Source organism: Enterobacter cloacae complex sp. 2015409, from assembly GCF_041365315.1.
GTDB lineage: Bacteria > Pseudomonadota > Gammaproteobacteria > Enterobacterales > Enterobacteriaceae > Enterobacter > Enterobacter pseudoroggenkampii.
In genome coordinates, this window is the sequence record NZ_JBFTVM010000002.1 from 353,721 (window position 1) to 377,752 (window position 24,032).

Genomic DNA, 24,032 nt, shown 5'->3' on the forward strand with positions numbered 1-24,032 from the left:
AGTGTAGCGTGACAGTGGAGTCAGAAGTGTCAGAAAATAATATTAAACAACCTCAAGCTACTGATGGGATTAAACCGCAGTTACGCACGGTGGATCTTAATCTTCTGACGGTGTTTGATGCTGTCATGCAGGAACAGAATATTACCCGCGCGGCCCAGGCCTTGGGGATGTCACAACCTGCTGTGAGTAATGCCGTTGCCAGGCTTAAGGTCATGTTTAACGACGAATTGTTTGTTCGTTACGGAAGAGGGATCCAGCCTACGGCGCGCGCATTCCAGCTGTTCGGCTCCATCCGCCAGGCGTTGCAGTTGGTACAAAACGAGCTGCCGGGCTCGGGCTTTGAACCCTTAAGCAGCGAGCGCGTATTCCATCTTTGCGTCTGTAGCCCATTAGATAATTATTTAACGTCGATTATTTATAATAAAGTTGAAGAGATCGCACCAAATATCAATCTTGTTTTTAAATCATCCCTGAATCAAAACACGGAACATCAGTTACGCTATCAGGAGATTGAATTCGTTCTGGGGTATGAAGAGTTCCGTCGTCCAGAATTTTCCTGTGTGCCGCTGTTTAAAGATGAAATGGTTCTCGTCGCCAGTAAAAAACATCCGCGCCTGAATTCTCCGCTGCTAGAAAGCGATGTTTATAACGAGCAGCACGCCGTTGTTGCACTCGACAGATATGCTTCCTTTAGCCTGCCGTGGTATGACACTGCGGATAAACAGGCGAGCGTGGCGTATCAGGGCATGGCCATGGTTAGCGTATTAAACGTGGTCTCCCAGACGCAACTGGTGGCGATTGCGCCGCGCTGGCTGGCAGAAGAGTTTTCTGACCCGTTAAACCTGCAAATTTTACCTCTGCCGCTCAAGCTAAATAGCCGTACCTGTTATCTTTCCTGGCATGAAGCGGCGGGTCGGGATAAAGGGCATCAGTGGATGGAAGAGTTGCTGGTTGGCATCTGTCGCCGGTAAGCGCATCAGGATAAATCGCATCGGTTTATGTGATTTATCCTGAGTTCTTTTAGATAATTGCTATTTTATTCTGTGGTGCTTTTTTTCGGGCTGCTCTCCGGCACGCAAAAATAGATGATTTCCTGCATTGTCGCGCTTTTCAGCGATGATTTATCACCCCATCCTCTATTCCCAGAGGAATTAACCATATCTCCTGTTAACGCCTGCTTTTTCTGCTTTACGCGCCGTTTATCTACCCGGGTTTGCTAATTGCCTGCCTCATAACGAGCGGTTAAGGTAAAGAACACTCTGCAAAATATAAGATTGGTTTATCCCAATCGTAAGACGGTGCGGAAATGAATTCGGCAGTCCGTCTATAACAAAATGCCTGGAGGCAAAGCATGGAGATGTTGTCTGGCGCGGAAATGGTCGTTCGGTCGCTGATCGATCAGGGCGTAAAGCAAGTGTTCGGCTACCCTGGCGGTGCGGTCCTCGATATTTATGATGCGCTGCATACGGTAGGGGGCATTGACCATGTTCTGGTACGTCACGAGCAGGCGGCGGTGCACATGGCTGACGGCCTGGCGCGTGCGACGGGTGAAGTGGGCGTGGTGCTAGTCACGTCCGGCCCCGGCGCGACAAACGCCATTACCGGCATTGCGACGGCCTATATGGACTCTATCCCGCTGGTGATCCTCTCCGGGCAGGTGGCAACCTCACTGATTGGCTACGATGCTTTTCAGGAGTGCGACATGGTCGGGATTTCGCGTCCCGTTGTGAAGCACAGCTTCCTGGTCAAGCAAACAGAAGACATTCCCGGCGTACTGAAAAAAGCCTTCTGGCTGGCGGCGAGCGGACGTCCAGGACCGGTGGTGGTCGATCTGCCTAAAGATATCCTGAACCCGGCAAACAAGCTGCCTTATGTCTGGCCGGAATCGGTCAGCATGCGCTCTTATAACCCAACAACGCAGGGGCATAAAGGACAGATCAAGCGGGCATTGCAAACGCTGCTGGCAGCCAAAAAACCGGTGGTCTATGTTGGTGGCGGGGCGATCAACTCTGCCTGCGAAGTCCAGCTTCGTGAACTGATTGAAAAACTTAACCTGCCAGTTGCATCGTCATTGATGGGGCTGGGGGCATTCCCTGCCACCCATCGTCAGGCGCTGGGGATGCTGGGTATGCACGGTACCTATGAAGCCAACATGACGATGCATCATTCCGATGTCATCTTTGCCGTCGGCGTGCGCTTTGACGATCGCACCACCAACAACCTGGCAAAGTATTGCCCGAACGCCACCGTGCTGCACATTGATATCGATCCTACGTCAATTTCAAAAACAGTGGCGGCTGATGTGCCGATCGTCGGTGATGCCCGTCAGGTTCTGGAGCAAATGCTGGACCTGCTGACCCAGGAGAGTGCAACCCAGCCGCTGGATGAGATCCGCGACTGGTGGCAGCAGATTGAACAGTGGCGCGCGCGTCAGTGCCTGAAATATGACACGCAAAGCGAAAACATTAAGCCGCAGTCGGTCATCGAAGCGGTGTGGCGACTGACGAAAGGTGAAGCGTACGTAACCTCAGACGTAGGGCAGCACCAGATGTTTGCCGCCCTGTATTACCCGTTTGATAAACCGCGACACTGGATCAACTCCGGTGGTTTAGGAACCATGGGCTTTGGTCTGCCTGCCGCGCTGGGCGTGAAGCTGGCGTTGCCGAATGAAACCGTCGTCTGCGTGACCGGAGATGGCAGTATTCAGATGAACATTCAGGAACTGTCTACCGCGCTGCAATATGAACTGCCGGTACTGGTGCTGAACCTGAATAACGGGTATCTCGGTATGGTGAAGCAGTGGCAGGATATGATCTACTCTGGCCGTCATTCTCAGTCATACATGAAATCGCTGCCGGACTTTGTTCGTCTTGCTGAAGCTTACGGCCATGTAGGCATGCGGGTAACCGATCCGGCTGAGCTGGAAGCGAAGCTCGCGCAAGCGCTTGAGCACGTTAAAAACAACCGCCTCGTCTTTATGGATGTGATTGTTGATGGGACCGAACACGTTTATCCGATGCATATTCGTGGTGGTGGTATGGATGAAATGTGGTTAAGCAAAACGGAGAGAACCTGATATGCGCCGGATATTATCTGTTTTACTGGAAAACGAGTCTGGCGCACTGTCGCGCGTCATTGGTCTTTTTGCACAGCGCGGCTATAACATTGAAAGCCTGACCGTTGCTCCGACGGAAGACCCTACGCTATCGCGCATGACGATCCAAACCGTCGGCGATGCTAAAGTGCTTGAGCAGATTGAGAAACAGCTGCATAAGCTGGTTGATGTGCTGCGCGTGAGCGAGCTGGGGCAGGGGGCCTACGTTGAACGAGAGGTCATGCTGGTGAAAATCCAGGCCAGCGGCTACGGGCGTGAAGAAGTTAAACGCAATGCGGATATTTTCCGCGGACAGATTATTGACGTGACCCCTTCTCTTTATACGGTTCAGCTGGTTGGGACAAGCGACAAGCTGGATGCTTTCCTGGCATCAGTGCGGGACGTCGCAAAAATTGTCGAGGTCGCGAGATCGGGTGTAGTCGGTCTGTCACGCGGCGAGAAAATCATGCGTTAGTTGTCAAAAAGGTTCGCCTCTTTCTGCCCGGTCACCAAAGCCGGGCTTTTTTTTGCGTAATCAGCCGACAACGCAGATAAAAGCGGTTGCCGCGAAGGCTTTTCTGCGTTTAGATGTTAAAAGATTTAACCATAACCTTGACAGGGCCATGGACTCTTTTCTTTTTTTAAGGGGCAATTGTGAAACTGGATGAAATCGCCCGGCTAGCCGGCGTGTCACGGACAACGGCCAGCTATGTGATTAACGGTAAAGCAAAGCAGTACCGTGTTAGCGACAAGACCGTTGAAAAAGTTATGGCGGTGGTTCGTGAGCATAACTACCATCCGAATGCTGTCGCAGCCGGTCTGCGTGCCGGGCGTACCCGCTCTATTGGTCTGGTGATCCCTGACCTGGAAAACACCAGCTATACCCGTATCGCCAATTATCTTGAACGTCAGGCGCGTCAGCGCGGCTATCAGTTGCTGATTGCCTGCTCAGAAGACCAGCCTGATAACGAGATGCGCTGTATTGAGCATCTGCTCCAGCGTCAGGTGGATGCCATTATCGTGTCGACCTCCTTGCCGCCAGAGCATCCGTTCTACCAGCGCTGGGCGAATGACCCGTTCCCAATTGTGGCGCTGGATCGCGCGCTCGATCGCGAGCATTTCACCAGCGTCGTGGGTGCGGATCAGGATGATGCAGAAATGCTGGCCGCAGAGTTGAGAACGTTCCCCGCTGAAACGGTGCTGTATCTTGGCGCGTTGCCCGAGCTTTCCGTGAGCTTCCTGCGCGAGCAGGGATTCAGAACTGCCTGGAAAGACGATCCGCGCGAGGTTCACTACCTCTATGCCAACAGCTACGAGCGTGAAGCCGCCGCGCAGCTGTTCGAGAAATGGCTGGAAACGCATCCGATGCCTCAGGCGTTGTTCACCACATCGTTTGCGTTGTTGCAGGGCGTCATGGACGTGACCTTACGCCGGGAAGGTAAACTGCCCTCCGATCTGGCGATTGCCACGTTCGGGGATAACGAGCTGCTTGACTTCCTCCAGTGCCCGGTGCTGGCGGTAGCACAGCGTCACCGCGATGTGGCTGAACGCGTGCTGGAGATTGTGCTGGCAAGCCTGGATGAGCCGCGCAAGCCGAAACCGGGCCTGACGCGTATCAAACGTAATCTCTACCATCGCGGAATTTTAAGCCGCCAAAAATGAAAATGACCGGGGCGGCGAAATCTGCCCCCCTTTTGTTGCGATAATTCGTGCAGATAATTCCCGGAGAGAAATTAGGATAATTCTTGAGGGATCCTAATCACCTATTTTTCTTAATTCATTCTGGCTTTTAAATTGTCTTTTTAAGAACGTCCGGTCGATTTTAAACGGCTTTCTTTGTATTATTTTGTTACAAACCCTTTTCGGTCGATGAATAATCAGACGTTTTTCCTCCTCCTTTGCCAGCTTACGTGGCAACCGCTGCGCTTACCGGGTGCCTGGGTGAATCTGGCGCTGTTATCCCCTGAGAATCTGTCATAAAATGCTGCCCGCGTCGCAAACTGACACTTTATATTTATCTGCGATGATATTGAGTGAGCTTTAACGCTAGTGTGCATATTCGGTTTTTTTCTTACAAATATTCATAACGTTAATTTTGCCTCGCCAGTTGTGCAGTTATTAACCAGGACTGTTTATCTCTGTAAATAGAGGGCTTCCGAGTCCTTATATGGAGAGTCCTGGCTTGACAAGCTTTTCCCTCGCTCCGTAAACTCCTTTAGGTGGGAATTTGTGGGTTAAAGTGGTGAGGAGGGGTGAGACTGGCATGTTCCGTGGAGCTACGTTAGTCAATCTCGACAGCAAAGGGCGTTTATCGGTACCAACCCGATACCGCGACCAGCTGATTGAGAACGCTGCGGGTCAAATGGTTTGCACCATTGACATTAACTCCCCCTGCCTGCTGCTTTACCCCTTGCCTGAATGGGAAATTATTGAGCAAAAGCTGTCGCGACTGTCGAGTATGAACCCGCAGGAACGCCGCGTACAGCGGCTGTTATTGGGGCATGCCAGTGAATGTCAGATGGATAACGCTGGGCGATTACTGATTGCCCCTGTGTTGCGGCAACATGCCGGTCTGACCAAAGAAGTGATGCTGGTCGGGCAGTTCAACAAGTTTGAACTGTGGGATGAAACGACCTGGTATCAACAGGTCAAGGAAGATATCGACGCTGAGCAGTCTGATTCCGCAACATTATCGGAACGGCTGCAGGACTTGTCTCTATAAATATGATGGAAAATTATAAACATAAAACGGTGTTACTGGACGAGGCCGTAAACGGCCTGAATATTCGTCCGGATGGCATCTACATTGATGGCACTTTTGGTCGCGGTGGTCACTCACGTTTGATTCTCTCCCAGCTTGGAGAGGAAGGACGTCTGCTGGCAATCGATCGCGATCCGCAGGCTATTGCCGTTGCACAGACCATCAATGACCCACGCTTTTCCATCGTGCATGGACCTTTCTCTGCGCTCGCGGATTATGTCGCTGAGCGCGGCCTGACGGGCAAGATCGACGGGATTCTTCTCGATCTTGGCGTCTCTTCACCCCAACTTGATGATGCTGAACGTGGTTTCTCCTTTATGCGTGATGGTCCGCTGGACATGCGGATGGACCCGACGCGCGGTCAATCTGCCGCTGAGTGGCTACAGACCGCTGACGAAGCCGATATTGCATGGGTCATCAAAACGTTCGGCGAAGAGCGCTTTGGCAAACGTATTGCGCGCGCCATCGTTGAGCGCAATCGCATTGAGCCAATGACCCGCACCAAAGAGTTGGCCGAAGTGATCGCGGCGGCGACACCGGTGAAGGATAAGCACAAACATCCCGCGACCCGTACCTTCCAGGCGGTTCGCATCTGGGTAAACAGTGAACTGGAGGAAATAGAGCTGGCGCTAAAAAGCTCGCTCGACGTGCTGGCCCCGGGTGGGCGGTTATCCATCATCAGCTTCCATTCGCTGGAAGACCGTATTGTGAAACGCTTCATGCGTGAACAAAGCCGCGGTCCGCAGGTGCCAGCGGGGCTGCCGATGACGGAAGAACAACTCAGGAAGCTGGGTGGCCGTCAGTTGCGAGCATTAGGCAAGTTGATGCCGGGCGAAGAAGAAGTGGCAGAAAATCCACGCGCCCGTAGTTCAGTGCTGCGTGTTGCAGAGAGGACGAACGCATGATCGGCAGAGTGACAGAGACCCTAAGCAAAGTTAAGGATTCGTTAGGAAGCAACGAGCGCCATGCCTTGCCTGGCGTGATCGGCGACGATCTTTTGCGGTTTGGGAAACTGCCACTCTGTCTGTTCATTTGCATCATTGTCACGGCAGTTACGGTGGTGACCACCGCCCACCATACACGTTTATTGACTGCGCAACGCGAGCAGATGGTACTGGAACGCGATGCGCTGGATATTGAATGGCGAAATCTGATCCTTGAAGAAAACGCGCTCGGCGATCATAGCCGGGTTGAACGGATCGCAACGGAAAAGCTGCAGCTGCAGCATGTTGATCCTTCGCAGGAAAATATCGTAGTACAAAAATAAGGGAAAACGCGACGCATGAAAGCAGCGGCAAAAACGCTAAAACCAAAACGTCAGGAAGAACAGGCCAACTTTGTCAGTTGGCGTTTTGCGTTGCTTTGCGGCTGCATTTTACTGGCGCTGGGTTTCCTGCTGGGCCGCGTGGCCTGGCTACAAATCGTCGCCCCTGACATGCTGGTACGCCAGGGCGATATGCGCTCTCTGCGCGTCCAGGAAGTGTCGACATCCCGCGGGATGATCACCGACCGCTCGGGTCGTCCGCTGGCGGTGAGCGTGCCGGTGAAGGCTATCTGGGCCGATCCGAAAGAACTGCATGATGCTGGCGGCATCACGCTTGATAACCGGTGGAAGGCCCTTGCGGATGCGCTGAAGATGCCGCTGGACCAGTTATCTTCACGCGTGAATACCAACCCGAGAGGGCGCTTTATCTATCTGGCGCGTCAGGTGAATCCTGACATGGCGGACTACATCAAAAAATTGAAGCTGCCGGGGATCCATCTTCGCGAAGAATCCCGCCGGTACTATCCATCCGGCGAAGTGACTGCTCACCTCATTGGCTTTACTAACGTTGATAGCCAGGGGATTGAGGGCGTTGAAAAAAGCTTTGATAAATGGCTGACCGGTCAGCCCGGTGAGCGCATTGTGCGTAAAGACCGCTATGGTCGCGTGATCGAGGATATTTCCTCAACGGACAGCCAGGCAGCACACAACCTTGCGCTGAGTATCGATGAGCGGTTACAGGCGCTGGTTTACCGCGAGCTGAACAACGCCGTGGCTTTTAACAAAGCGGAATCGGGCAGTGCCGTGTTAGTTGATGTCAACACGGGTGAAGTGCTGGCGATGGCCAATAGCCCGTCCTACAACCCTAACAATCTTACCGGTACGCAAAAGGATATTATGCGTAACCGTACCATCACCGACGTGTTCGAACCGGGTTCGACCGTTAAGCCGATGGTCGTCATGACTGCACTTCAGCGCGGTATCGTTAATGAAAATACCGTACTGAATACCATTCCTTACCGAATTAACGGTCACGAAATCAAAGACGTGGCGCGCTACAGCGAATTGACCCTGACCGGGGTGTTACAGAAGTCGAGTAACGTCGGTGTTTCAAAGCTGGCGTTAGCGATGCCGTCCTCAGCGTTAGTAGAGACTTACTCACGTTTTGGGCTTGGAAAGGCGACCAATTTGGGGTTGGTCGGAGAACGCAGTGGCTTATATCCTCAAAAACAACGGTGGTCTGACATAGAGAGGGCCACCTTCTCTTTCGGCTACGGGCTAATGGTAACCCCGTTACAGTTAGCGCGAGTCTACGCAACGATCGGCAGCTATGGCGTTTATCGTCCGCTGTCGATTACCAAAGTTGATCCACCGGTTCCCGGTGAGCGTATCTTCCCGGAATCGACCGTCCGTACTGTTGTTCATATGATGGAAAGCGTGGCGCTGCCCGGCGGCGGCGGCGTGAAGGCGGCAATCAAAGGTTATCGCATCGCTATCAAGACCGGTACGGCGAAAAAAGTGGGGCCGGATGGCCGCTATATCAACAAATACATTGCCTATACCGCAGGCGTTGCGCCTGCAAGCAATCCGCGTTTTGCGCTGGTGGTCGTTATTAACGATCCACAGGCGGGTAAATACTACGGCGGCGCCGTCTCCGCGCCTGTGTTCGGGGCTATCATGGGCGGCGTGTTACGTACCATGAACATTGAACCGGATGCGCTGGCGACGGGCGAAAAAAGTGAATTTGTAATTAATCAAGGCGAGGGTACAGGTGGCAGATCGTAATTTGCGCGACCTTCTCGCTCCGTGGGTGCCAAATGCACCGGAGCGAGCACTGCGAGAGATGATACTGGACAGCCGCGTGGCTGCTTCTGGCGATCTTTTTGTGGCGGTGGTCGGTCATCAGGCGGACGGGCGTCGTTATATCCCGCAGGCGATTGCGCAAGGTGTGGCTGCCATTATTGCTGAGGCTAAAGATGAGGCAACCGACGGTGAGATCCGTGAAATGCACGGCGTACCGGTCATCTATCTCAGCCAGTTAAACGAACGTCTTTCCGCACTGGCGGGGCGTTTTTATCACGAACCTTCCGACCAGCTGCGCCTGGTTGGCGTGACGGGTACCAACGGTAAAACCACCACCACGCAGCTGATGGCGCAGTGGGCCCAACTGCTGGGTGAAACCGGTGCGGTGATGGGGACCGTGGGTAATGGCCTGCTGGGCAAAGTGAGCCCAACGGAAAACACCACCGGCTCCGCGGTAGACGTACAGCATGTGCTTGCCGGTCTGGCAGGGCAGGGGGCAACCTTTGCTGCGATGGAGGTCTCTTCGCACGGTCTGGTACAGCACCGCGTCGCGGCGCTGAAATTTGCCGCTTCCGTGTTTACCAATCTGAGCCGCGATCATCTTGATTATCATGGTGATATGGAGCATTACGAAGCCGCGAAATGGCTGCTGTTCTCTACTCACCATTACGGACAAGCCATCATCAACGCCGACGACGAAGTGGGCCGCCGCTGGCTGGCGAAGCTGCCGGATGCGGTTGCAGTGTCGATGGAAGACCATATCAATCCAAACTGCCACGGCCGCTGGCTGAAGGCGGTTGAAGTGAATTACCACGACAGTGGGGCGACAATCCGCTTTGCCTCTTCCTGGGGTGAAGGCGAAATTGAAAGCCGCCTGATGGGCGCGTTTAACGTCAGCAACCTGCTGCTGGCGCTGGCGACGCTGCTCGCGCTGGGGTATCCAATGGCTGAGCTGCTGAAAACCTCAGCGCGGCTGCAGCCGGTTTGCGGCCGTATGGAAGTGTTCAGCGCGCCGGGCAAACCGACCGTTGTGGTTGATTATGCCCACACGCCGGACGCGCTGGAAAAAGCGCTGGAAGCGGCGCGCCTGCACTGCACAGGGAAGCTCTGGTGCGTGTTTGGCTGCGGCGGCGATCGCGACAAAGGCAAACGCCCGCTGATGGGGGCTATTGCCGAGCAGTTTGCAGATATTCCGGTAGTCACCGATGACAACCCGCGTACGGAAGAGCCGCGCGCCATCATCAATGACATTCTGGCGGGCATGCTGGACGCGGGCCGCGCTCGCGTGGTGGAAGGCCGTGCGGAAGCCGTGACTAACACCATCATGCAGGCGCGGGAGAATGATGTTGTCCTGCTGGCGGGTAAAGGCCATGAAGATTATCAGATCGTTGGCAATCGCCGTCTGGACTACTCGGACCGCGTAACGGCAGCACGTCTGCTGGGAGTCGTGGCATGATTAGCATCACGTTAAGCCAGGCCGCTGCCATTCTGCAGGGCGACCTGCACGGACAAGACCTGACGATTGATGCCGTCACGACGGACACCCGCAAAATCACCGCAGGCTGTCTGTTTGTGGCGCTGAAAGGCGAGCGTTTTGACGCGCATGATTTTGCTGAACAGGCCAAAGAGAACGGCGCCGGTGCGCTGCTGGTCAGCCGCAAGCTGGATATCGATCTGCCGCAAATTGTGGTGAAAGATACGCGTCTCGCGTTCGGTGAGCTGGCCGCCTGGGTTCGTCAGCAGGTCCCTGCGCGCGTTGTCGCCTTGACCGGATCATCAGGCAAGACGTCGGTGAAAGAGATGACGGCGGCGATCCTCAGCCAGTGTGGGAATACGCTTTATACCGCGGGCAACCTCAATAATGACATCGGCGTGCCGATGACATTACTCCGCCTGACCAAAGAACATGAATTTGCGGTGATCGAGTTAGGGGCAAACCACCAGGGCGAAATCGCCTGGACCGTGAGCCTGACTCGCCCGGAAGCCGCACTGGTGAATAACCTCGCGGCTGCGCATCTGGAAGGCTTTGGCTCGCTGGAAGGCGTAGCAAAAGCCAAAGGTGAGATTTACACCGGCCTGCCGGATGACGGTATCGCCATCCTGAACGCCGATAACAACGACTGGCTGAACTGGCAGAGCATTATTGGTTCGCGTAAAACCTGGCGCTTCTCGCCGAATGCGGTCAACAGTGATTTTACCGCGACCAATATCCATGTCACGTCGCACGGCACAGAATTCACCCTCACCACCCCAACGGGTGGCGTCGATGTGCTGCTGCCGCTGCCGGGTCGCCATAACATCGCCAATGCGCTTGCGGCGGCGGCGTTGTCGACGGCGGTGGGCGCGTCGCATGAAGCGATTAAAACCGGGCTGGCGAACCTGAAAGCCGTGCCGGGACGTCTGTTCCCGATTCAGCTTTCGGAAAATAAGCTGCTGCTGGATGACTCCTACAACGCGAACGTTGGCTCGATGACGGCGGCGGTGCAGGTGTTAGCTGAAATGCCGGGCTATCGCATCATGGTAGTTGGCGATATGGCAGAGCTGGGCGACGAAAGCGAAGCCTGTCATATCCAGGTCGGTGAAGCGGCGAAAGCGGCGGGGCTGAACCGTGTGCTGAGCGCAGGAAAACTGAGCCAGGCGATTAGCTATGCCAGCGGCGTTGGCGAGCATTTTGCTGACAAAGCCGCGTTGATAGAGCGCCTTAAAGCGTTGATTGCAGAAAAACAAATTGTGACTGTGTTAGTGAAAGGTTCACGTAGTGCCGCCATGGAAGAGGTTGTGCACGCATTACAGGAGAACGGGACATGTTAGTTTGGCTGGCCGAACATTTGGTCAAATATTATTCAGGCTTTAACGTCTTTTCATATCTGACGTTTCGCGCCATCGTCAGCCTGCTGACTGCGCTGTTCATCTCGTTGTGGATGGGCCCGCGCATGATTGCCCGTCTGCAAAAACTCTCTTTCGGTCAGGTTGTACGTAACGACGGTCCGGAATCGCACTTCAGCAAACGCGGCACGCCGACCATGGGCGGGATCATGATCCTGACCGCCATCGTCGTTTCCGTGCTGCTGTGGGCCTATCCCTCCAACCCGTACGTCTGGTGCGTTCTGACGGTACTGGTGGGTTACGGGATCATCGGTTTTGTTGATGATTACCGCAAAGTTGTTCGTAAAGACACCAAAGGCCTGATTGCCCGCTGGAAATATTTCTGGATGTCGGTGATTGCGCTGGGCGTGGCCTTCGCGCTGTATCTGGCCGGGAAAGATACGCCAGCCACCGAGCTGGTCGTGCCGTTCTTTAAGGACGTGATGCCACAGCTGGGGCTGTTCTACATCCTGCTGGCCTACTTTGTGATTGTCGGTACCGGCAACGCCGTAAACCTGACCGACGGTCTGGATGGCCTGGCCATTATGCCAACCGTCTTTGTGGCCGCCGGTTTTGCGCTGGTGGCATGGGCGACCGGTAACATGAACTTTGCGAACTACCTGCACATCCCTTATCTGCGCCACGCGGGTGAGCTGGTGATCGTCTGTACGGCGATTGTCGGCGCGGGGCTGGGCTTCCTGTGGTTCAACACCTATCCGGCGCAGGTCTTTATGGGGGACGTCGGTTCTCTGGCTTTGGGCGGTGCGCTCGGCATTATCGCCGTACTGCTGCGTCAGGAGTTCCTGCTGGTGATCATGGGCGGTGTGTTTGTGGTTGAAACCCTGTCGGTGATTTTGCAGGTCGGTTCCTTCAAGCTGCGCGGTCAGCGCATCTTCCGTATGGCGCCGATTCACCACCACTATGAACTGAAAGGCTGGCCGGAGCCGCGCGTGATTGTGCGCTTCTGGATTATTTCGCTGATGCTGGTGCTGATTGGCCTGGCAACGCTGAAGGTACGTTAATCATGGCAGATTACCAGGGCAAAAAAGTCGTTATCATCGGGTTGGGCCTTACGGGGCTCTCCTGCGTGGACTTTTTCCTCGCGCGTGGCGTGACGCCGCGCGTGATGGATACGCGTGTCTCTCCGCCGGGTCTGGACAAACTGCCTGAACAGGTTGAACGCCACCTTGGTGGTCTGAATGATGACTGGCTGCTGGCAGCCGATCTGATTGTCGCCAGCCCGGGAATGGCGCTGGCGCATCCTTCACTGAGCGCTGCCGCGGATGCGGGCGTTGAGATTATCGGCGATATTGAGCTGTTCTGCCGCGAAGCGCAGGCGCCCGTTATCGCCATTACCGGTTCTAACGGTAAAAGCACCGTCACTACCCTGGTGGGTGAAATGGCGAAAGCGGCGGGCATGAACGTCGGCGTTGGCGGTAACATTGGTTTACCCGCTCTGATGCTGCTGGACAAAGGCTGTGAGCTGTATGTTCTCGAGCTTTCCAGCTTCCAGCTGGAAACAACCTCCAGCCTGCACGCTGCGGCTGCGACAATCCTCAACGTGACTGAAGATCACATGGACAGATATCCATTTGGTCTGCAGCAGTACCGTGCCGCCAAGCTGCGCGTTTATGAGAATGCCAAAGTCTGCGTAGTGAATGCCGATGATGCGCTGACCATGCCGGTGCGTGGCGCAGACGATCGCTGCATCAGCTTCGGTATTACGATGGGGGATTACCACCTGAACCGCCAGCTGGGCGAAACCTGGCTGCGCGTGAAGGGTGAGAAAGTGCTGAACGTGAAAGAGATGAAGCTCACTGGTCAGCACAACTATACCAATGCCCTGGCGGCGCTGGCGCTGGCAGATGCAGTAGGGTTGCCACGCTCCTCCAGCCTGAAAGCATTAACCACGTTTTCTGGGCTGGCACACCGTTTCCAGCTGGCGCTGGAGCACAACGGCGTACGCTGGATCAACGACTCTAAAGCCACCAACGTGGGCAGCACGGAGGCCGCGCTGAACGGCCTGCACGTTGACGGCACGCTGCATTTGCTGCTGGGCGGCGACGGTAAATCAGCGGATTTCTCCTCCCTGAAACCGTATCTTTCCGGTGATAACGTCCGTCTGTACTGCTTCGGCCGTGACGGCAGCGAGCTGGCTGCACTGCGCCCTGAGGTCGCCGAGCAAACCGAAACCATGGAACAGGCGATGCGGCTGATTGCTCCTCGCGTGAAGCCAGGCGATATGGTGCTGCTCTCTCCGGCCTGCGCCAGCCTCGATCAATTCAAGAATTTCGAACAGCGTGGTGATGTCTTTACCCGCCTGGCGAAGGAGTTAGGCTGATGCGTTTATCTCTCCCTCGCCTGAAAATGCCGCGCCTGCCAGGATTTGGGATCCTGGTGTGGTTGTTTGCGGCACTCAAAGGCTGGGTGATGGGCTCTCGTCAAAAAGATAACGATAGCCTGGTCATGTACGATCGCACGCTGTTCTGGCTCACGATGGGGCTGGCAGCGGTCGGCTTTATTATGGTGACGTCAGCCTCAATGCCCGTCGGGCAGCGTCTGGCGAACGATCCTTTCCTGTTTGCCAAGCGTGATGGTCTGTACATCATCCTGGCGTTTTGCCTGGCGCTGGTGACCTTGCGTCTGCCAATGGAGTTCTGGCAGCGGCACAGTACGGCGATGCTGATCGCCTCGATTATTATGCTGCTGATCGTACTGGTGGTGGGGAGCTCTGTTAATGGGGCATCGCGCTGGATCGCCTTTGGCCCGCTGCGTATTCAGCCTGCGGAATTTACCAAGCTCTCCCTGTTCTGCTACCTGGCTAACTACCTGGTGCGTAAGGTAGATGAAGTGCGTAATAACCTGCGCGGCTTCTTAAAACCGATGGGCGTGATTCTGGTGCTGGCGGTATTACTGCTGGCGCAGCCTGACCTCGGTACCGTTGTCGTGCTGTTCGTTACCACTCTGGCGATGCTGTTCCTGGCGGGCGCGAAGCTGTGGCAGTTCATCGCTATCATCGGAATGGGGATTTCGGCGGTTGTGCTGCTTATCCTCGCCGAGCCTTACCGTATTCGCCGTGTAACCTCGTTCTGGAACCCGTGGGAAGATCCGTTCGGCAGCGGTTATCAGCTGACTCAGTCGCTGATGGCCTTTGGTCGCGGCGAAGTCTGGGGACAGGGTCTGGGTAACTCGGTACAGAAACTGGAGTATTTACCGGAAGCGCACACTGACTTCATCTTCTCCATTATTGCGGAAGAACTGGGTTATATCGGTGTGGTATTAGCGCTATTAATGGTATTCTTCGTCGCTTTCCGCGCCATGTCCATCGGCCGGAAAGCGCTGGAGATCGATCACCGCTTCTCAGGATTCTTAGCCTGTTCAATTGGTATCTGGTTTAGCTTCCAGGCATTGGTTAACGTCGGGGCCGCAGCGGGTATGCTGCCGACCAAAGGTCTGACGTTGCCGTTGATCAGTTATGGTGGTTCCAGTCTGTTGATTATGTCGACGGCCATCATGTTTTTGTTGCGTATAGATTATGAGACGCGTCTGGAAAAAGCCCAGGCGTTTACACGAGGTTCACGATGAATCAACCGAAGCGGTTAATGGTGATGGCAGGCGGTACCGGCGGACACGTGTTCCCGGGGCTGGCGGTTGCGCACCATTTAATGGATCAGGGCTGGCAGGTACGCTGGCTGGGAACCGCAGACCGCATGGAAGCCGATCTGGTACCGAAGCACGGTATCGAGATCGACTTTATTCGTATTTCCGGCCTTCGGGGCAAAGGCCTTAAGGCAATGCTGCTGGCACCGGTGCGTATTTTTAACGCCTGGCGTCAGGCGCGCACCATCATGAAGCGCTTTAAGCCGGATGTGGTGCTGGGCATGGGCGGCTATGTCTCGGGTCCTGGCGGGCTGGCGGCGTGGTCGTTAGGTATTCCCGTCGTGCTGCATGAGCAGAACGGTATTGCCGGTCTGACCAACAAGTGGCTGGCGAAAATCGCCACCAAAGTTATGCAGGCGTTTCCCGGCGCGTTCCCGAAAGCGGAGGTGGTAGGTAACCCGGTGCGTGTGGACGTGCTGGCGCTGCCGCTGCCGGACGCTCGCCTGACGGGCCGTGAAGGGCCGGTGCGTGTACTGGTCGTCGGCGGCTCTCAGGGCGCGCGTATCTTAAACCAGACGATGCCGCAGGTTGCCGCAAAGCTGGGGGATGCCGTGACGATCTGGCACCAGAGCGGAAAAGGTGCTCAGCAGACCGTTGAGCAGGCTTATGCAGACGAAGGTCAGCCGCAGCATAAAGTCACCGAGTTTATCGACGACATGGCGGCAGCGTATGCCTGGGCCGATGTCGTGGTCTGTCGTTCAGGCGCCCTGACGGTGAGCGAGATCGCCGCCGCCGGTCTGCCTGCCCTGTTTGTGCCGTTCCAGCACAAAGACCGACAGCAGTACTGGAATGCGTTGCCGCTTGAGAAAGCTGGCGCGGCGAAAATTTTTGAACAGCCACAATTTACCGCCGACGCGGTCGCCACCACCCTGGCGGGCTGGAACAGAGACGCACTGCTGGAGATGGCGCAACGCGCGCGCGCGGCCGCTATCCCTGATGCGACGGAACGGGTGGCAAAAGAAGTGAGCCTGGCAGCCCAGGCTTAACCCTCGCAGCGCGTGTTGCGCTGCACGAATTTTAAGTAGTCGATGGCGTTTAGAGAATGAATACACAACAACTGGCAAAACTGCGTTCAATCGTGCCCGAGATGCGTCGCGTCCGGCACATTCACTTTGTTGGCATCGGTGGTGCTGGCATGGGCGGTATTGCCGAAGTGTTAGCTAACGAAGGCTATCAGATCAGCGGGTCTGACCTGGCGCCAAACCCTGTTACGCAGCAGCTGGCGTCGCTTGGGGCGACTATCTATTTCAACCATCGTCCGGAAAACGTGCGCGATGCGAGCGTGGTGGTGGTCTCAAGCGCCATCTCCTCTGACAATCCGGAAATCGTTGCCGCGCATGAAGCGCGCATTCCGGTGATCCGCCGTGCAGAAATGCTGGCGGAACTGATGCGTTTCCGTCACGGCATCGCTATTGCCGGGACCCACGGTAAAACCACGACCACGGCGATGGTCTCCAGTATTTATGCGGAAGCGGGTCTCGATCCGACCTTCGTCAACGGCGGTCTGGTCAAAGCCGCAGGCGTACATGCGCGTCTGGGCCACAGCCGTTATCTGATTGCCGAAGCGGATGAGAGCGACGCGTCGTTCCTGCACCTGCAGCCAATGGTGGCGATTGTCACCAACATCGAAGCTGACCATATGGATACCTACCAGGGCGACTTCGAAAACCTAAAGCAGACCTTCATCAACTTCCTGCACAACCTGCCGTTCTATGGACGCGCGGTGATGTGCGTAGACGATCCGGTGATCCGCGAGCTGCTGCCGCGCGTGGGTCGTCAAATCACCACTTACGGCTTCAGCGAAGACGCTGACGTTCGCGTGGAAGAGTACAAACAGATTGGTGCGCAGGGGCATTTCACGCTGGCGCGTCAGGACAAAGAACTGCTGCACGTCATGCTGAATGCGCCAGGTCGTCATAACGCCCTCAATGCCGCAGCGGCAGTGGCCGTCGCGACGGAAGAAGGCATTGATGATGATGCGATTCTGCGCGCGCTGGAAAGCTTCCAGGGCACCGGCCGTCGCTTCGACTTCCTCGGTGAATTCCCGCTGGACGCCGTGAACGGTAAAGTCGGCACAGCGATGCTGGTGGACGACTACGGCCACCATCCGACCGAAGTGGACGCCACCATCAAAGCCGCACGTGCAGGCTGGCCTGACAAGAATCTGGTGATGATCTTCCAGCCGCACCGCTTCACGCGTACGCGCGATCTGTACGACGATTTCGCCAGCGTCCTTTCACAGGTAGATACACTGTTAATGCTGGATGTTTATTCAGCGGGCGAAACTCCGATTCCGGGCGCAGACAGTCGTTCTTTATGTCGCACCATCCGTGGACGCGGTAAAGTTGACCCTATTCTGGTTTCTGACCCTGCACAGGTGGCGGAAATTCTGGCTCCGGTCCTGACAGGTAACGATTTGATTCTGATTCAGGGCGCGGGAAATATCGGCAAAATCGCCCGTACCTTAGCTGAAATCAAACTGAAGCCGCAAACTCAGGAGGATGAGCATCATGGCTGATAAGATTGCTGTCCTGTCTGGCGGCACCTCCGCCGAGCGTGAGGTTTCCCTGAATTCCGGCGCGGCTGTGCTCGCGGGCCTGCGTGAAGGGGGCGTCAATGCGCACCTGGTCGACCCAAAAGAGGTCGACGTGACGCAATTAAAAGCCATGGGTTTCGATAAAGTCTTTATCGCTTTGCATGGTCGCGGCGGTGAAGATGGCACCCTGCAGGGGCTTCTGGATTTGATCGGCATGCCGTACACCGGCAGCGGCGTGATGGCCTCCGCTATCTCTATGGATAAACTGCGCAGCAAACTCCTGTGGCAGGGCGCTGGGTTACCCGTTGCGCCATGGGTTGCACTGACGCGTCGCGAATTTGAATTGGGCCTGCCGGATAGCGTTAATACACGCATTGCTGAACTGGGCTTACCGGTTATTGTAAAGCCCAGCCGGGAAGGCTCCAGTGTGGGAATGTCCAAAGTCGACAAAGCTGAAGATCTTTCGTCCGCTTTAGCACTGGCATTTCAACATGATGAAGAAGTTCTGATTGAAAAATGGCTCAGCGGGCCAGAATTTACCGTCGCGATGCTTGGCGAAGAAATTTTACCGTCAATCCGCATCCAACCCGCTGGAGTCTTCTATGATTATGAGGCGAAGTATCTCTCTGATGAGACGCAATATTTCTGCCCTTGTGGTCTTGAAGCCGAGCGTGAAGCAGATTTACAGTCCCTGGTGCTTAAAGCCTGGCATGTTCTGGGATGCCGCGGCTGGGGACGCATCGACGTGATGCAGGACAGTGATGGGCAATTTTATTTGCTGGAAGCCAATACCTCTCCGGGAATGACCAGTCACAGCCTTGTGCCGATGGCTGCGCGTCAGGCGGGGATGAGTTTCTCGCAGTTAGTCGTACGCATTCTGGACCAGGCGGGCTGATATGTCTCAGGCTGCATTGAACACGCGCAACCGCGATGACGAGGACGAATACACCTCTTCACGCCGCAGTAATGGAACGCGTCTTGCAGGCATCATTTTCCTGCTCGGGGTGTTGTGCACTGTGTTTATCAGCGGCTGGATGGTCCTGGGCTGGATGGAAGATGCGCAGCGGTTGCCGCTCTCTAAGCTGGTGGTCACCGGCGAGCGCCACTACACGCGTAACGACGATATTCGTCAGTCAATACTGGCGCTGGGCTCGCCTGGCACCTTTATGACGCAGGACGTCAATATTATCCAGAGCCAGATAGAACGTCTGCCATGGATAAAACAGGCGAGCGTAAGAAAGCAATGGCCTGATGAATTGAAGATTCATCTGGTTGAATATGTGCCCATTGCGCGTTGGAATGATCAGCACATGGTTGACGTAGACGGAAATTCCTTCAGCGTCCCGACCGATCGTGTCAACAAGCAAAATTTACCGATGTTGTATGGCCCTGAAGGCAGCGAAAACGAAGTGTTACAGGGTTTTCGCGAAATGGGTCAGGTGCTGGCGAAGGACAGGTTTACGTTAAAAGATGCTGCCATGACGGCGCGCCGTTCCTGGCAACTGACGTTAACGAACGGCATTAAGCTCAACCTGGGACGCGGAGACACAATGAAGCGTCTGGCGCGTTTTGTCGAACTTTACCCGGTTTTACAGCAGCAGGCACAGACTGACGGCAAACGGATAAGCTACGTTGATTTGCGCTATGACTCAGGCGCAGCAGTCGGTTGGGTACCGGCTCCGGTCGAGGAACCTAATCAGCAACAGAATCAGGCACAGGTACAGGCAGAACAACAATGATCAAGGCGACGGACAGAAAACTGGTAGTTGGACTGGAGATTGGCACCGCGAAGGTTGCCGCTTTAGTAGGGGAAGTTCTGCCCGACGGTATGGTCAATATCATTGGCGTAGGCAGTTGCCCGTCCCGTGGTATGGATAAAGGTGGGGTAAACGATCTTGAATCGGTGGTGAAATGCGTTCAGCGCGCCATCGATCAGGCTGAATTGATGGCAGATTGCCAGATTTCTTCTGTCTATCTGGCCCTTTCTGGTAAGCACATTAGCTGCCAGAACGAAATTGGTATGGTGCCGATTTCTGAGGAAGAAGTGACGCAGGAAGACGTTGAAAACGTCGTGCACACGGCGAAGTCCGTGCGCGTCCGCGATGAGCATCGCGTGCTGCATGTCATCCCGCAGGAATATGCGATTGACTACCAGGAAGGGATCAAGAACCCGGTCGGTCTTTCTGGCGTACGTATGCAGGCAAAAGTGCACCTGATCACATGTCACAACGATATGGCGAAGAACATTGTAAAAGCCGTTGAACGTTGTGGCCTGAAAGTTGACCAACTTATTTTCGCGGGTCTGGCGGCAAGTTATTCCGTGCTGACCGAAGATGAACGTGAACTGGGTGTCTGTGTGGTCGATATTGGTGGTGGTACAATGGATATCGCCGTATATACCGGCGGTGCGTTGCGCCACACCAAAGTGATCCCGTACGCAGGGAACGTCGTGACCAGCGATATTGCTTACGCTTTTGGTACGCCGCCGAGCGATGCAGAAGCGATTAAAGTGCGCCACGGCTGTGCGCTGGGGTCTATTGTTGGCAAAGATGAGAGCGTTGAAGTGCCGAGCGTTGGTGGTCGTCCACCGCGCAGCCTGCAGCGCCAGACGTTGGCAGAGGTGATTGAGCCGCGCTATACCGAGCTGCTCAACCTGGTCAACGAAGAGATTTTACAGTTACAGGAACAGCTTCGTCAGCAGGGCGTTAAACATCATCTTGCGGCGGGGATTGTATTAACCGGCGGCGCAGCGCAAATTGAAGGTCTTGCGGCCTGTGCACAGCGCGTGTTCCATACGCAGGTGCGTATTGGTGCGCCGCTGAATATCACCGGTTTAACGGATTATGCTCAGGAGCCGTATTATTCAACGGCTGTGGGCCTGCTCCACTACGGGAAGGAATCTCATCTCAGTGGTGAAGCAGAAGTGGAAAAACGCGTCTCAGTGGGGTCGTGGGTCAAACGACTGAACAACTGGTTGCGAAAAGAGTTTTAATTTTTTTAAGAGACCGGAGAGAATTAGCGGTCTCGGGCGACAGGCACAACGGAGAGAGAAATTATGTTTGAACCTATGGAACTGACCAACGACGCGGTGATTAAAGTCATCGGCGTCGGTGGCGGCGGCGGTAACGCCGTAGAGCATATGGTGCGTGAACGCATTGAGGGTGTTGAGTTCTTCGCAGTTAACACCGATGCACAGGCACTGCGTAAAACGGCTGTAGGCCAGACTATCCAGATCGGCGGTGGTATCACCAAAGGGCTGGGAGCAGGGGCTAACCCGGAAGTGGGTCGCAATGCAGCTGAAGAAGATCGTGAAGCCCTGCGCGCTGCACTGGAAGGTGCGGACATGGTCTTCATCGCAGCAGGTATGGGTGGCGGTACCGGTACCGGCGCAGCACCTGTTGTGGCTGAAGTGGCAAAAGATTTAGGTATCCTGACCGTTGCTGTCGTGACCAAGCCTTTCAACTTTGAAGGCAAGAAGCGTATGGCGTTCGCGGAGCAGGGTATCACCGAGCTGTCCAAGCATGTGGACTCGCTGATCACCATTCCGAACGATAAGCTGTTGAAAGTTCTGGGTCGCGGTATCTCCCTGCTGGACGCATTCGGTGCAGCAAACGATGTGCTGAAAGGTGCGGTTCAGGGTATCGCTGAACTGATTACCCGTCCTGGCCTGATGAACGTTGACTTTGCAGACGTTCGCACCGTGATGTCCGAAATGGGCTACGCGATGATGGGCTCTGGCGTGGCGAGCGGTGAAGACCGTGCAGAAGAAGCGGCTGAAATGGCTATCTCTTCTCCACTCTTGGAAGATATCGATCTGTCTGGTGCGCGCGGCGTGCTGGTCAACATTACCGCTGGCTTTGACCTGCGTCTGGATGAGTTCGAAACCGTGGGTAACACTATCCGTGCGTTCGCCTCTGACAACGCTACCGTGGTAATCGGTACTTCCCTTGACCCTGAAATGAACGACGAGCTGCGTGTTACCGTTGTTGCGACCGGTATCGGTATGGACAAACGTCCTGAGATCACCTTAGTGACCAACAAGCAGACTCAGCAACCGGTAATGGATCGTTACCAGCAGCACGGTATGTCTCCTCTGACTCAGGAGCAGAAACCGGCCGCGAAAGTGGTGAACGACCCAACGCCGCAAACGGCGAAAGAGCCAGATTATCTGGATATCCCGGCGTTCCTGCGTAAGCAAGCTGACTAAGAATTGGCTGGAATTAGGGGATTTGCGCTCTTTGTGCTAAACTGGCCCACCGTTAGTGATATACACTCTCGGTTGGATAGTTAATTTGGCGAGATTATACGATGATCAAACAAAGGACACTTAAACGTATCGTTCAGGCGACAGGTGTCGGTTTACATACCGGCAAGAAAGTCACGCTGACGTTACGCCCTGCGCCGGCCAATACCGGGGTCATCTATCGTCGCACCGACTTGAATCCACCGGTAGATTTTCCGGCCGATGCCAAATCTGTGCGTGATACTATGCTCTGTACTTGTCTGGTGAACGAGCATGACGTGCGGATTTCTACCGTAGAGCACCTGAACGCCGCCCTGGCGGGTCTGGGTATCGACAACATTATTGTTGAAGTCGATGCGCCAGAAATCCCGATTATGGATGGCAGTGCTGCACCGTTCGTCTATCTGTTGCTGGATGCCGGCATCGAAGAACTGAACTGCGCGAAGAAATTTGTACGCATCAAAGAGACCGTTCGCGTCGAAGATGGCGACAAGTGGGCTGAATTCAAACCGTACAATGGTTTCTCGTTGGACTTTACCATCGACTTTAACCATCCGGCGATTGACTCCAGCACCCAACGCTATGCGATGAACTTCTCTGCTGATGCGTTTATGCGCCAGATCAGCCGAGCCCGTACATTTGGCTTCATGCGTGATATCGAATATCTGCAGTCCCGCGGCCTGTGCCTGGGCGGCAGCTTCGATTGTGCCATCGTTGTTGACGATTATCGCGTACTGAACGAAGACGGCCTGCGTTTCGAAGATGAATTCGTTCGTCACAAAATGCTGGATGCTATCGGCGACCTGTTCATGTGTGGTCACAACATCATTGGTGCATTTACCGCGTTCAAATCCGGTCATGCGCTGAACAACAAACTGTTGCAGGCCGTCCTGGCAAAACAGGAAGCCTGGGAATATGTGACCTTCGAAGACGAAGCTGAACTGCCGCTGGCTTTCAAAGCACCAAGCATGGTTCTGGCGTAACGGTTCAAACCGTTTCGTAAAAAAATCGACTGGTTAACCTGGTACTCTCTCCGACCAGGAAGACCAGTCATTTTTATTTTTACCCTTCTTCGTTTGCCCCGGCGTTATCTCTCGTTTGTCTTACGCAGAAAATGTGTGCGTTAGCTGCATTCTTGACCGTTTTTCCCCGCGGCGGCACCTCATTCCTGCTGATGTACATTAGCTTTAGTGGTACTATCTGGGCGCTAAAAAGAATAACTGAACTCAGCCTCTGCAAGGCTGGCTTATTGGGTGGAGCAGGTGAGCGGAATACTGACGCGCTGGCGACAATTTGGCAGACGTTACTTCTGGCCGCATCTCTTATTAGGGATGGTCGCGGCGAGTTTCGGCTTGCCTGCGCTCAGCAACAGTGCCGAAGCGGCGACGCCCGCGAAAACCTCTACCACCAAACACGATCTCAACACGCGGGTTAACTTTACAAACCTCGCGTGGCTTGAAGCCAGCCGCCGCCCGAATTTCTCCGTTGATTACTGGCACCAGCACGCTATCCGCACGGTTATCCGTCATCTCTCCTTCGCTATGGCACCACAGGCCATGCCTGTTGCGGAAGAGACGCTTCCGGTGCAGGCACAGCATCTTGCGCTGCTGGACACGCTCAACGCGCTGCTCACGCAGGACAGCCAGCCGCCGGTTATGGTTCGCCAGACGACGCAGCTCGCGCTCGTTCCGCCTGTCTCATTCTCTGTTTCAACCTGGATTAGCCAGACTCACGGCATTCGTGCCGGGCCGCAACGCCTCAGCTAAATTAACTTTTTCAATACCTTAATTTATCTGCCCACGATGG

21 protein-coding genes are annotated in these 24,032 nt (G+C 55.0%); all 21 read left to right on the forward strand.

Annotation, left to right across the window (positions count from 1 at the left end; all coding sequences use genetic code 11):
• Positions 1-26 precede the first annotated feature (26 nt).
• The 21 genes from leuO (at position 27) to secM (ending at position 23,992) form a co-directional block, all read left to right on the forward strand.
• Positions 27-971 carry a transcriptional regulator LeuO gene (gene leuO, locus ACDO57_RS15345; protein WP_050597746.1) on the forward strand — a complete coding sequence of 315 codons (945 nt, stop codon included), beginning with the start codon at positions 27-29 and terminating at the stop codon, positions 969-971.
• A gap of 380 nt (positions 972-1,351) precedes the next feature.
• A complete protein-coding gene (ilvI, locus tag ACDO57_RS15350) occupies positions 1,352-3,076 on the forward strand; it encodes an acetolactate synthase 3 large subunit (protein ID WP_370884223.1) in 1,725 nt (574 codons plus the stop codon).
• Position 3,077: 1 nt separating this feature from the next.
• Positions 3,078-3,569: an acetolactate synthase small subunit gene (ilvN, locus tag ACDO57_RS15355; RefSeq protein ID WP_008501994.1), complete on the forward strand. Its 492-nt coding sequence runs from the start codon at positions 3,078-3,080 to the stop codon at positions 3,567-3,569.
• A 179-nt stretch (positions 3,570-3,748) separates the two neighbouring features.
• The gene (cra, locus tag ACDO57_RS15360; RefSeq protein ID WP_008501993.1) at positions 3,749-4,756 is read left to right on the forward strand and encodes a catabolite repressor/activator; all 1,008 of its coding nucleotides are present in this window, start codon (positions 3,749-3,751) and stop codon (positions 4,754-4,756) included.
• Between the two features lie 601 nt (positions 4,757-5,357).
• Positions 5,358-5,816 (forward strand): division/cell wall cluster transcriptional repressor MraZ, encoded by a 459-nt coding sequence (gene mraZ / locus ACDO57_RS15365; RefSeq protein WP_021240528.1) that lies wholly within the window; start codon positions 5,358-5,360, stop codon positions 5,814-5,816.
• A 2-nt stretch (positions 5,817-5,818) separates the two neighbouring features.
• Entirely contained in the window at positions 5,819-6,760 is a 942-nt protein-coding gene (rsmH, locus tag ACDO57_RS15370; RefSeq protein WP_021240527.1) for a 16S rRNA (cytosine(1402)-N(4))-methyltransferase RsmH, read from the forward strand.
• Complete coding sequence (gene ftsL, locus ACDO57_RS15375; protein ID WP_008501989.1) at positions 6,757-7,122, forward strand: cell division protein FtsL; 366 nt, start codon at positions 6,757-6,759, stop codon at positions 7,120-7,122. Before rsmH ends, ftsL begins: the two co-directional genes overlap by 4 nt.
• Positions 7,123-7,137: 15 nt before the next feature.
• Complete coding sequence (locus ACDO57_RS15380; protein WP_024907454.1) at positions 7,138-8,904, forward strand: peptidoglycan glycosyltransferase FtsI; 1,767 nt, start codon at positions 7,138-7,140, stop codon at positions 8,902-8,904.
• Positions 8,891-10,378 (forward strand): UDP-N-acetylmuramoyl-L-alanyl-D-glutamate--2,6-diaminopimelate ligase, encoded by a 1,488-nt coding sequence (gene murE / locus ACDO57_RS15385; protein WP_032649816.1) that lies wholly within the window; start codon positions 8,891-8,893, stop codon positions 10,376-10,378. The genes ACDO57_RS15380 and murE overlap by 14 nt, the downstream gene beginning before the upstream one ends.
• Positions 10,375-11,733, forward strand: coding sequence for a UDP-N-acetylmuramoyl-tripeptide--D-alanyl-D-alanine ligase (murF, locus tag ACDO57_RS15390; protein WP_370884224.1), 1,359 nt, complete (start codon positions 10,375-10,377; stop codon positions 11,731-11,733). Before murE ends, murF begins: the two co-directional genes overlap by 4 nt.
• Positions 11,727-12,809 (forward strand): phospho-N-acetylmuramoyl-pentapeptide-transferase, encoded by a 1,083-nt coding sequence (gene mraY / locus ACDO57_RS15395; RefSeq protein WP_008501985.1) that lies wholly within the window; start codon positions 11,727-11,729, stop codon positions 12,807-12,809. The genes murF and mraY overlap by 7 nt, the downstream gene beginning before the upstream one ends.
• A 2-nt stretch (positions 12,810-12,811) precedes the next feature.
• Positions 12,812-14,128 carry a UDP-N-acetylmuramoyl-L-alanine--D-glutamate ligase gene (murD, locus tag ACDO57_RS15400; RefSeq protein ID WP_024907457.1) on the forward strand — a complete coding sequence of 439 codons (1,317 nt, stop codon included), beginning with the start codon at positions 12,812-12,814 and terminating at the stop codon, positions 14,126-14,128.
• The gene (gene ftsW / locus ACDO57_RS15405; RefSeq protein ID WP_048989648.1) at positions 14,128-15,372 is read left to right on the forward strand and encodes a cell division protein FtsW; all 1,245 of its coding nucleotides are present in this window, start codon (positions 14,128-14,130) and stop codon (positions 15,370-15,372) included. Before murD ends, ftsW begins: the two co-directional genes overlap by 1 nt.
• Entirely contained in the window at positions 15,369-16,433 is a 1,065-nt protein-coding gene (gene murG / locus ACDO57_RS15410) for an undecaprenyldiphospho-muramoylpentapeptide beta-N-acetylglucosaminyltransferase (RefSeq protein ID WP_370884225.1), read from the forward strand. The genes ftsW and murG overlap by 4 nt, the downstream gene beginning before the upstream one ends.
• A 56-nt stretch (positions 16,434-16,489) precedes the next feature.
• Positions 16,490-17,965, forward strand: a complete 1,476-nt coding sequence (murC, locus tag ACDO57_RS15415) for a UDP-N-acetylmuramate--L-alanine ligase (RefSeq protein WP_148769773.1) — start codon at positions 16,490-16,492, stop codon at positions 17,963-17,965.
• On the forward strand, positions 17,958-18,878 hold the full coding sequence (locus tag ACDO57_RS15420; RefSeq protein ID WP_032649808.1) for a D-alanine--D-alanine ligase: 921 nt from the start codon (positions 17,958-17,960) through the stop codon (positions 18,876-18,878). The genes murC and ACDO57_RS15420 overlap by 8 nt, the downstream gene beginning before the upstream one ends.
• Before the next feature lies 1 nt (position 18,879).
• Positions 18,880-19,722: a cell division protein FtsQ gene (ftsQ, locus tag ACDO57_RS15425; protein WP_024907461.1), complete on the forward strand. Its 843-nt coding sequence runs from the start codon at positions 18,880-18,882 to the stop codon at positions 19,720-19,722.
• Positions 19,719-20,975, forward strand: coding sequence for a cell division protein FtsA (gene ftsA, locus ACDO57_RS15430; RefSeq protein ID WP_023334508.1), 1,257 nt, complete (start codon positions 19,719-19,721; stop codon positions 20,973-20,975). Before ftsQ ends, ftsA begins: the two co-directional genes overlap by 4 nt.
• A 63-nt stretch (positions 20,976-21,038) precedes the next feature.
• Positions 21,039-22,190 carry a cell division protein FtsZ gene (ftsZ, locus tag ACDO57_RS15435; RefSeq protein ID WP_008501978.1) on the forward strand — a complete coding sequence of 384 codons (1,152 nt, stop codon included), beginning with the start codon at positions 21,039-21,041 and terminating at the stop codon, positions 22,188-22,190.
• A gap of 101 nt (positions 22,191-22,291) precedes the next feature.
• Positions 22,292-23,209 carry a UDP-3-O-acyl-N-acetylglucosamine deacetylase gene (gene lpxC / locus ACDO57_RS15440; protein WP_008501977.1) on the forward strand — a complete coding sequence of 306 codons (918 nt, stop codon included), beginning with the start codon at positions 22,292-22,294 and terminating at the stop codon, positions 23,207-23,209.
• Positions 23,210-23,488: 279 nt separating this feature from the next.
• A complete protein-coding gene (gene secM / locus ACDO57_RS15445) occupies positions 23,489-23,992 on the forward strand; it encodes a secA translation cis-regulator SecM (RefSeq protein ID WP_073961640.1) in 504 nt (167 codons plus the stop codon).
• The last annotated feature ends 40 nt before the right edge of the window (positions 23,993-24,032 follow it).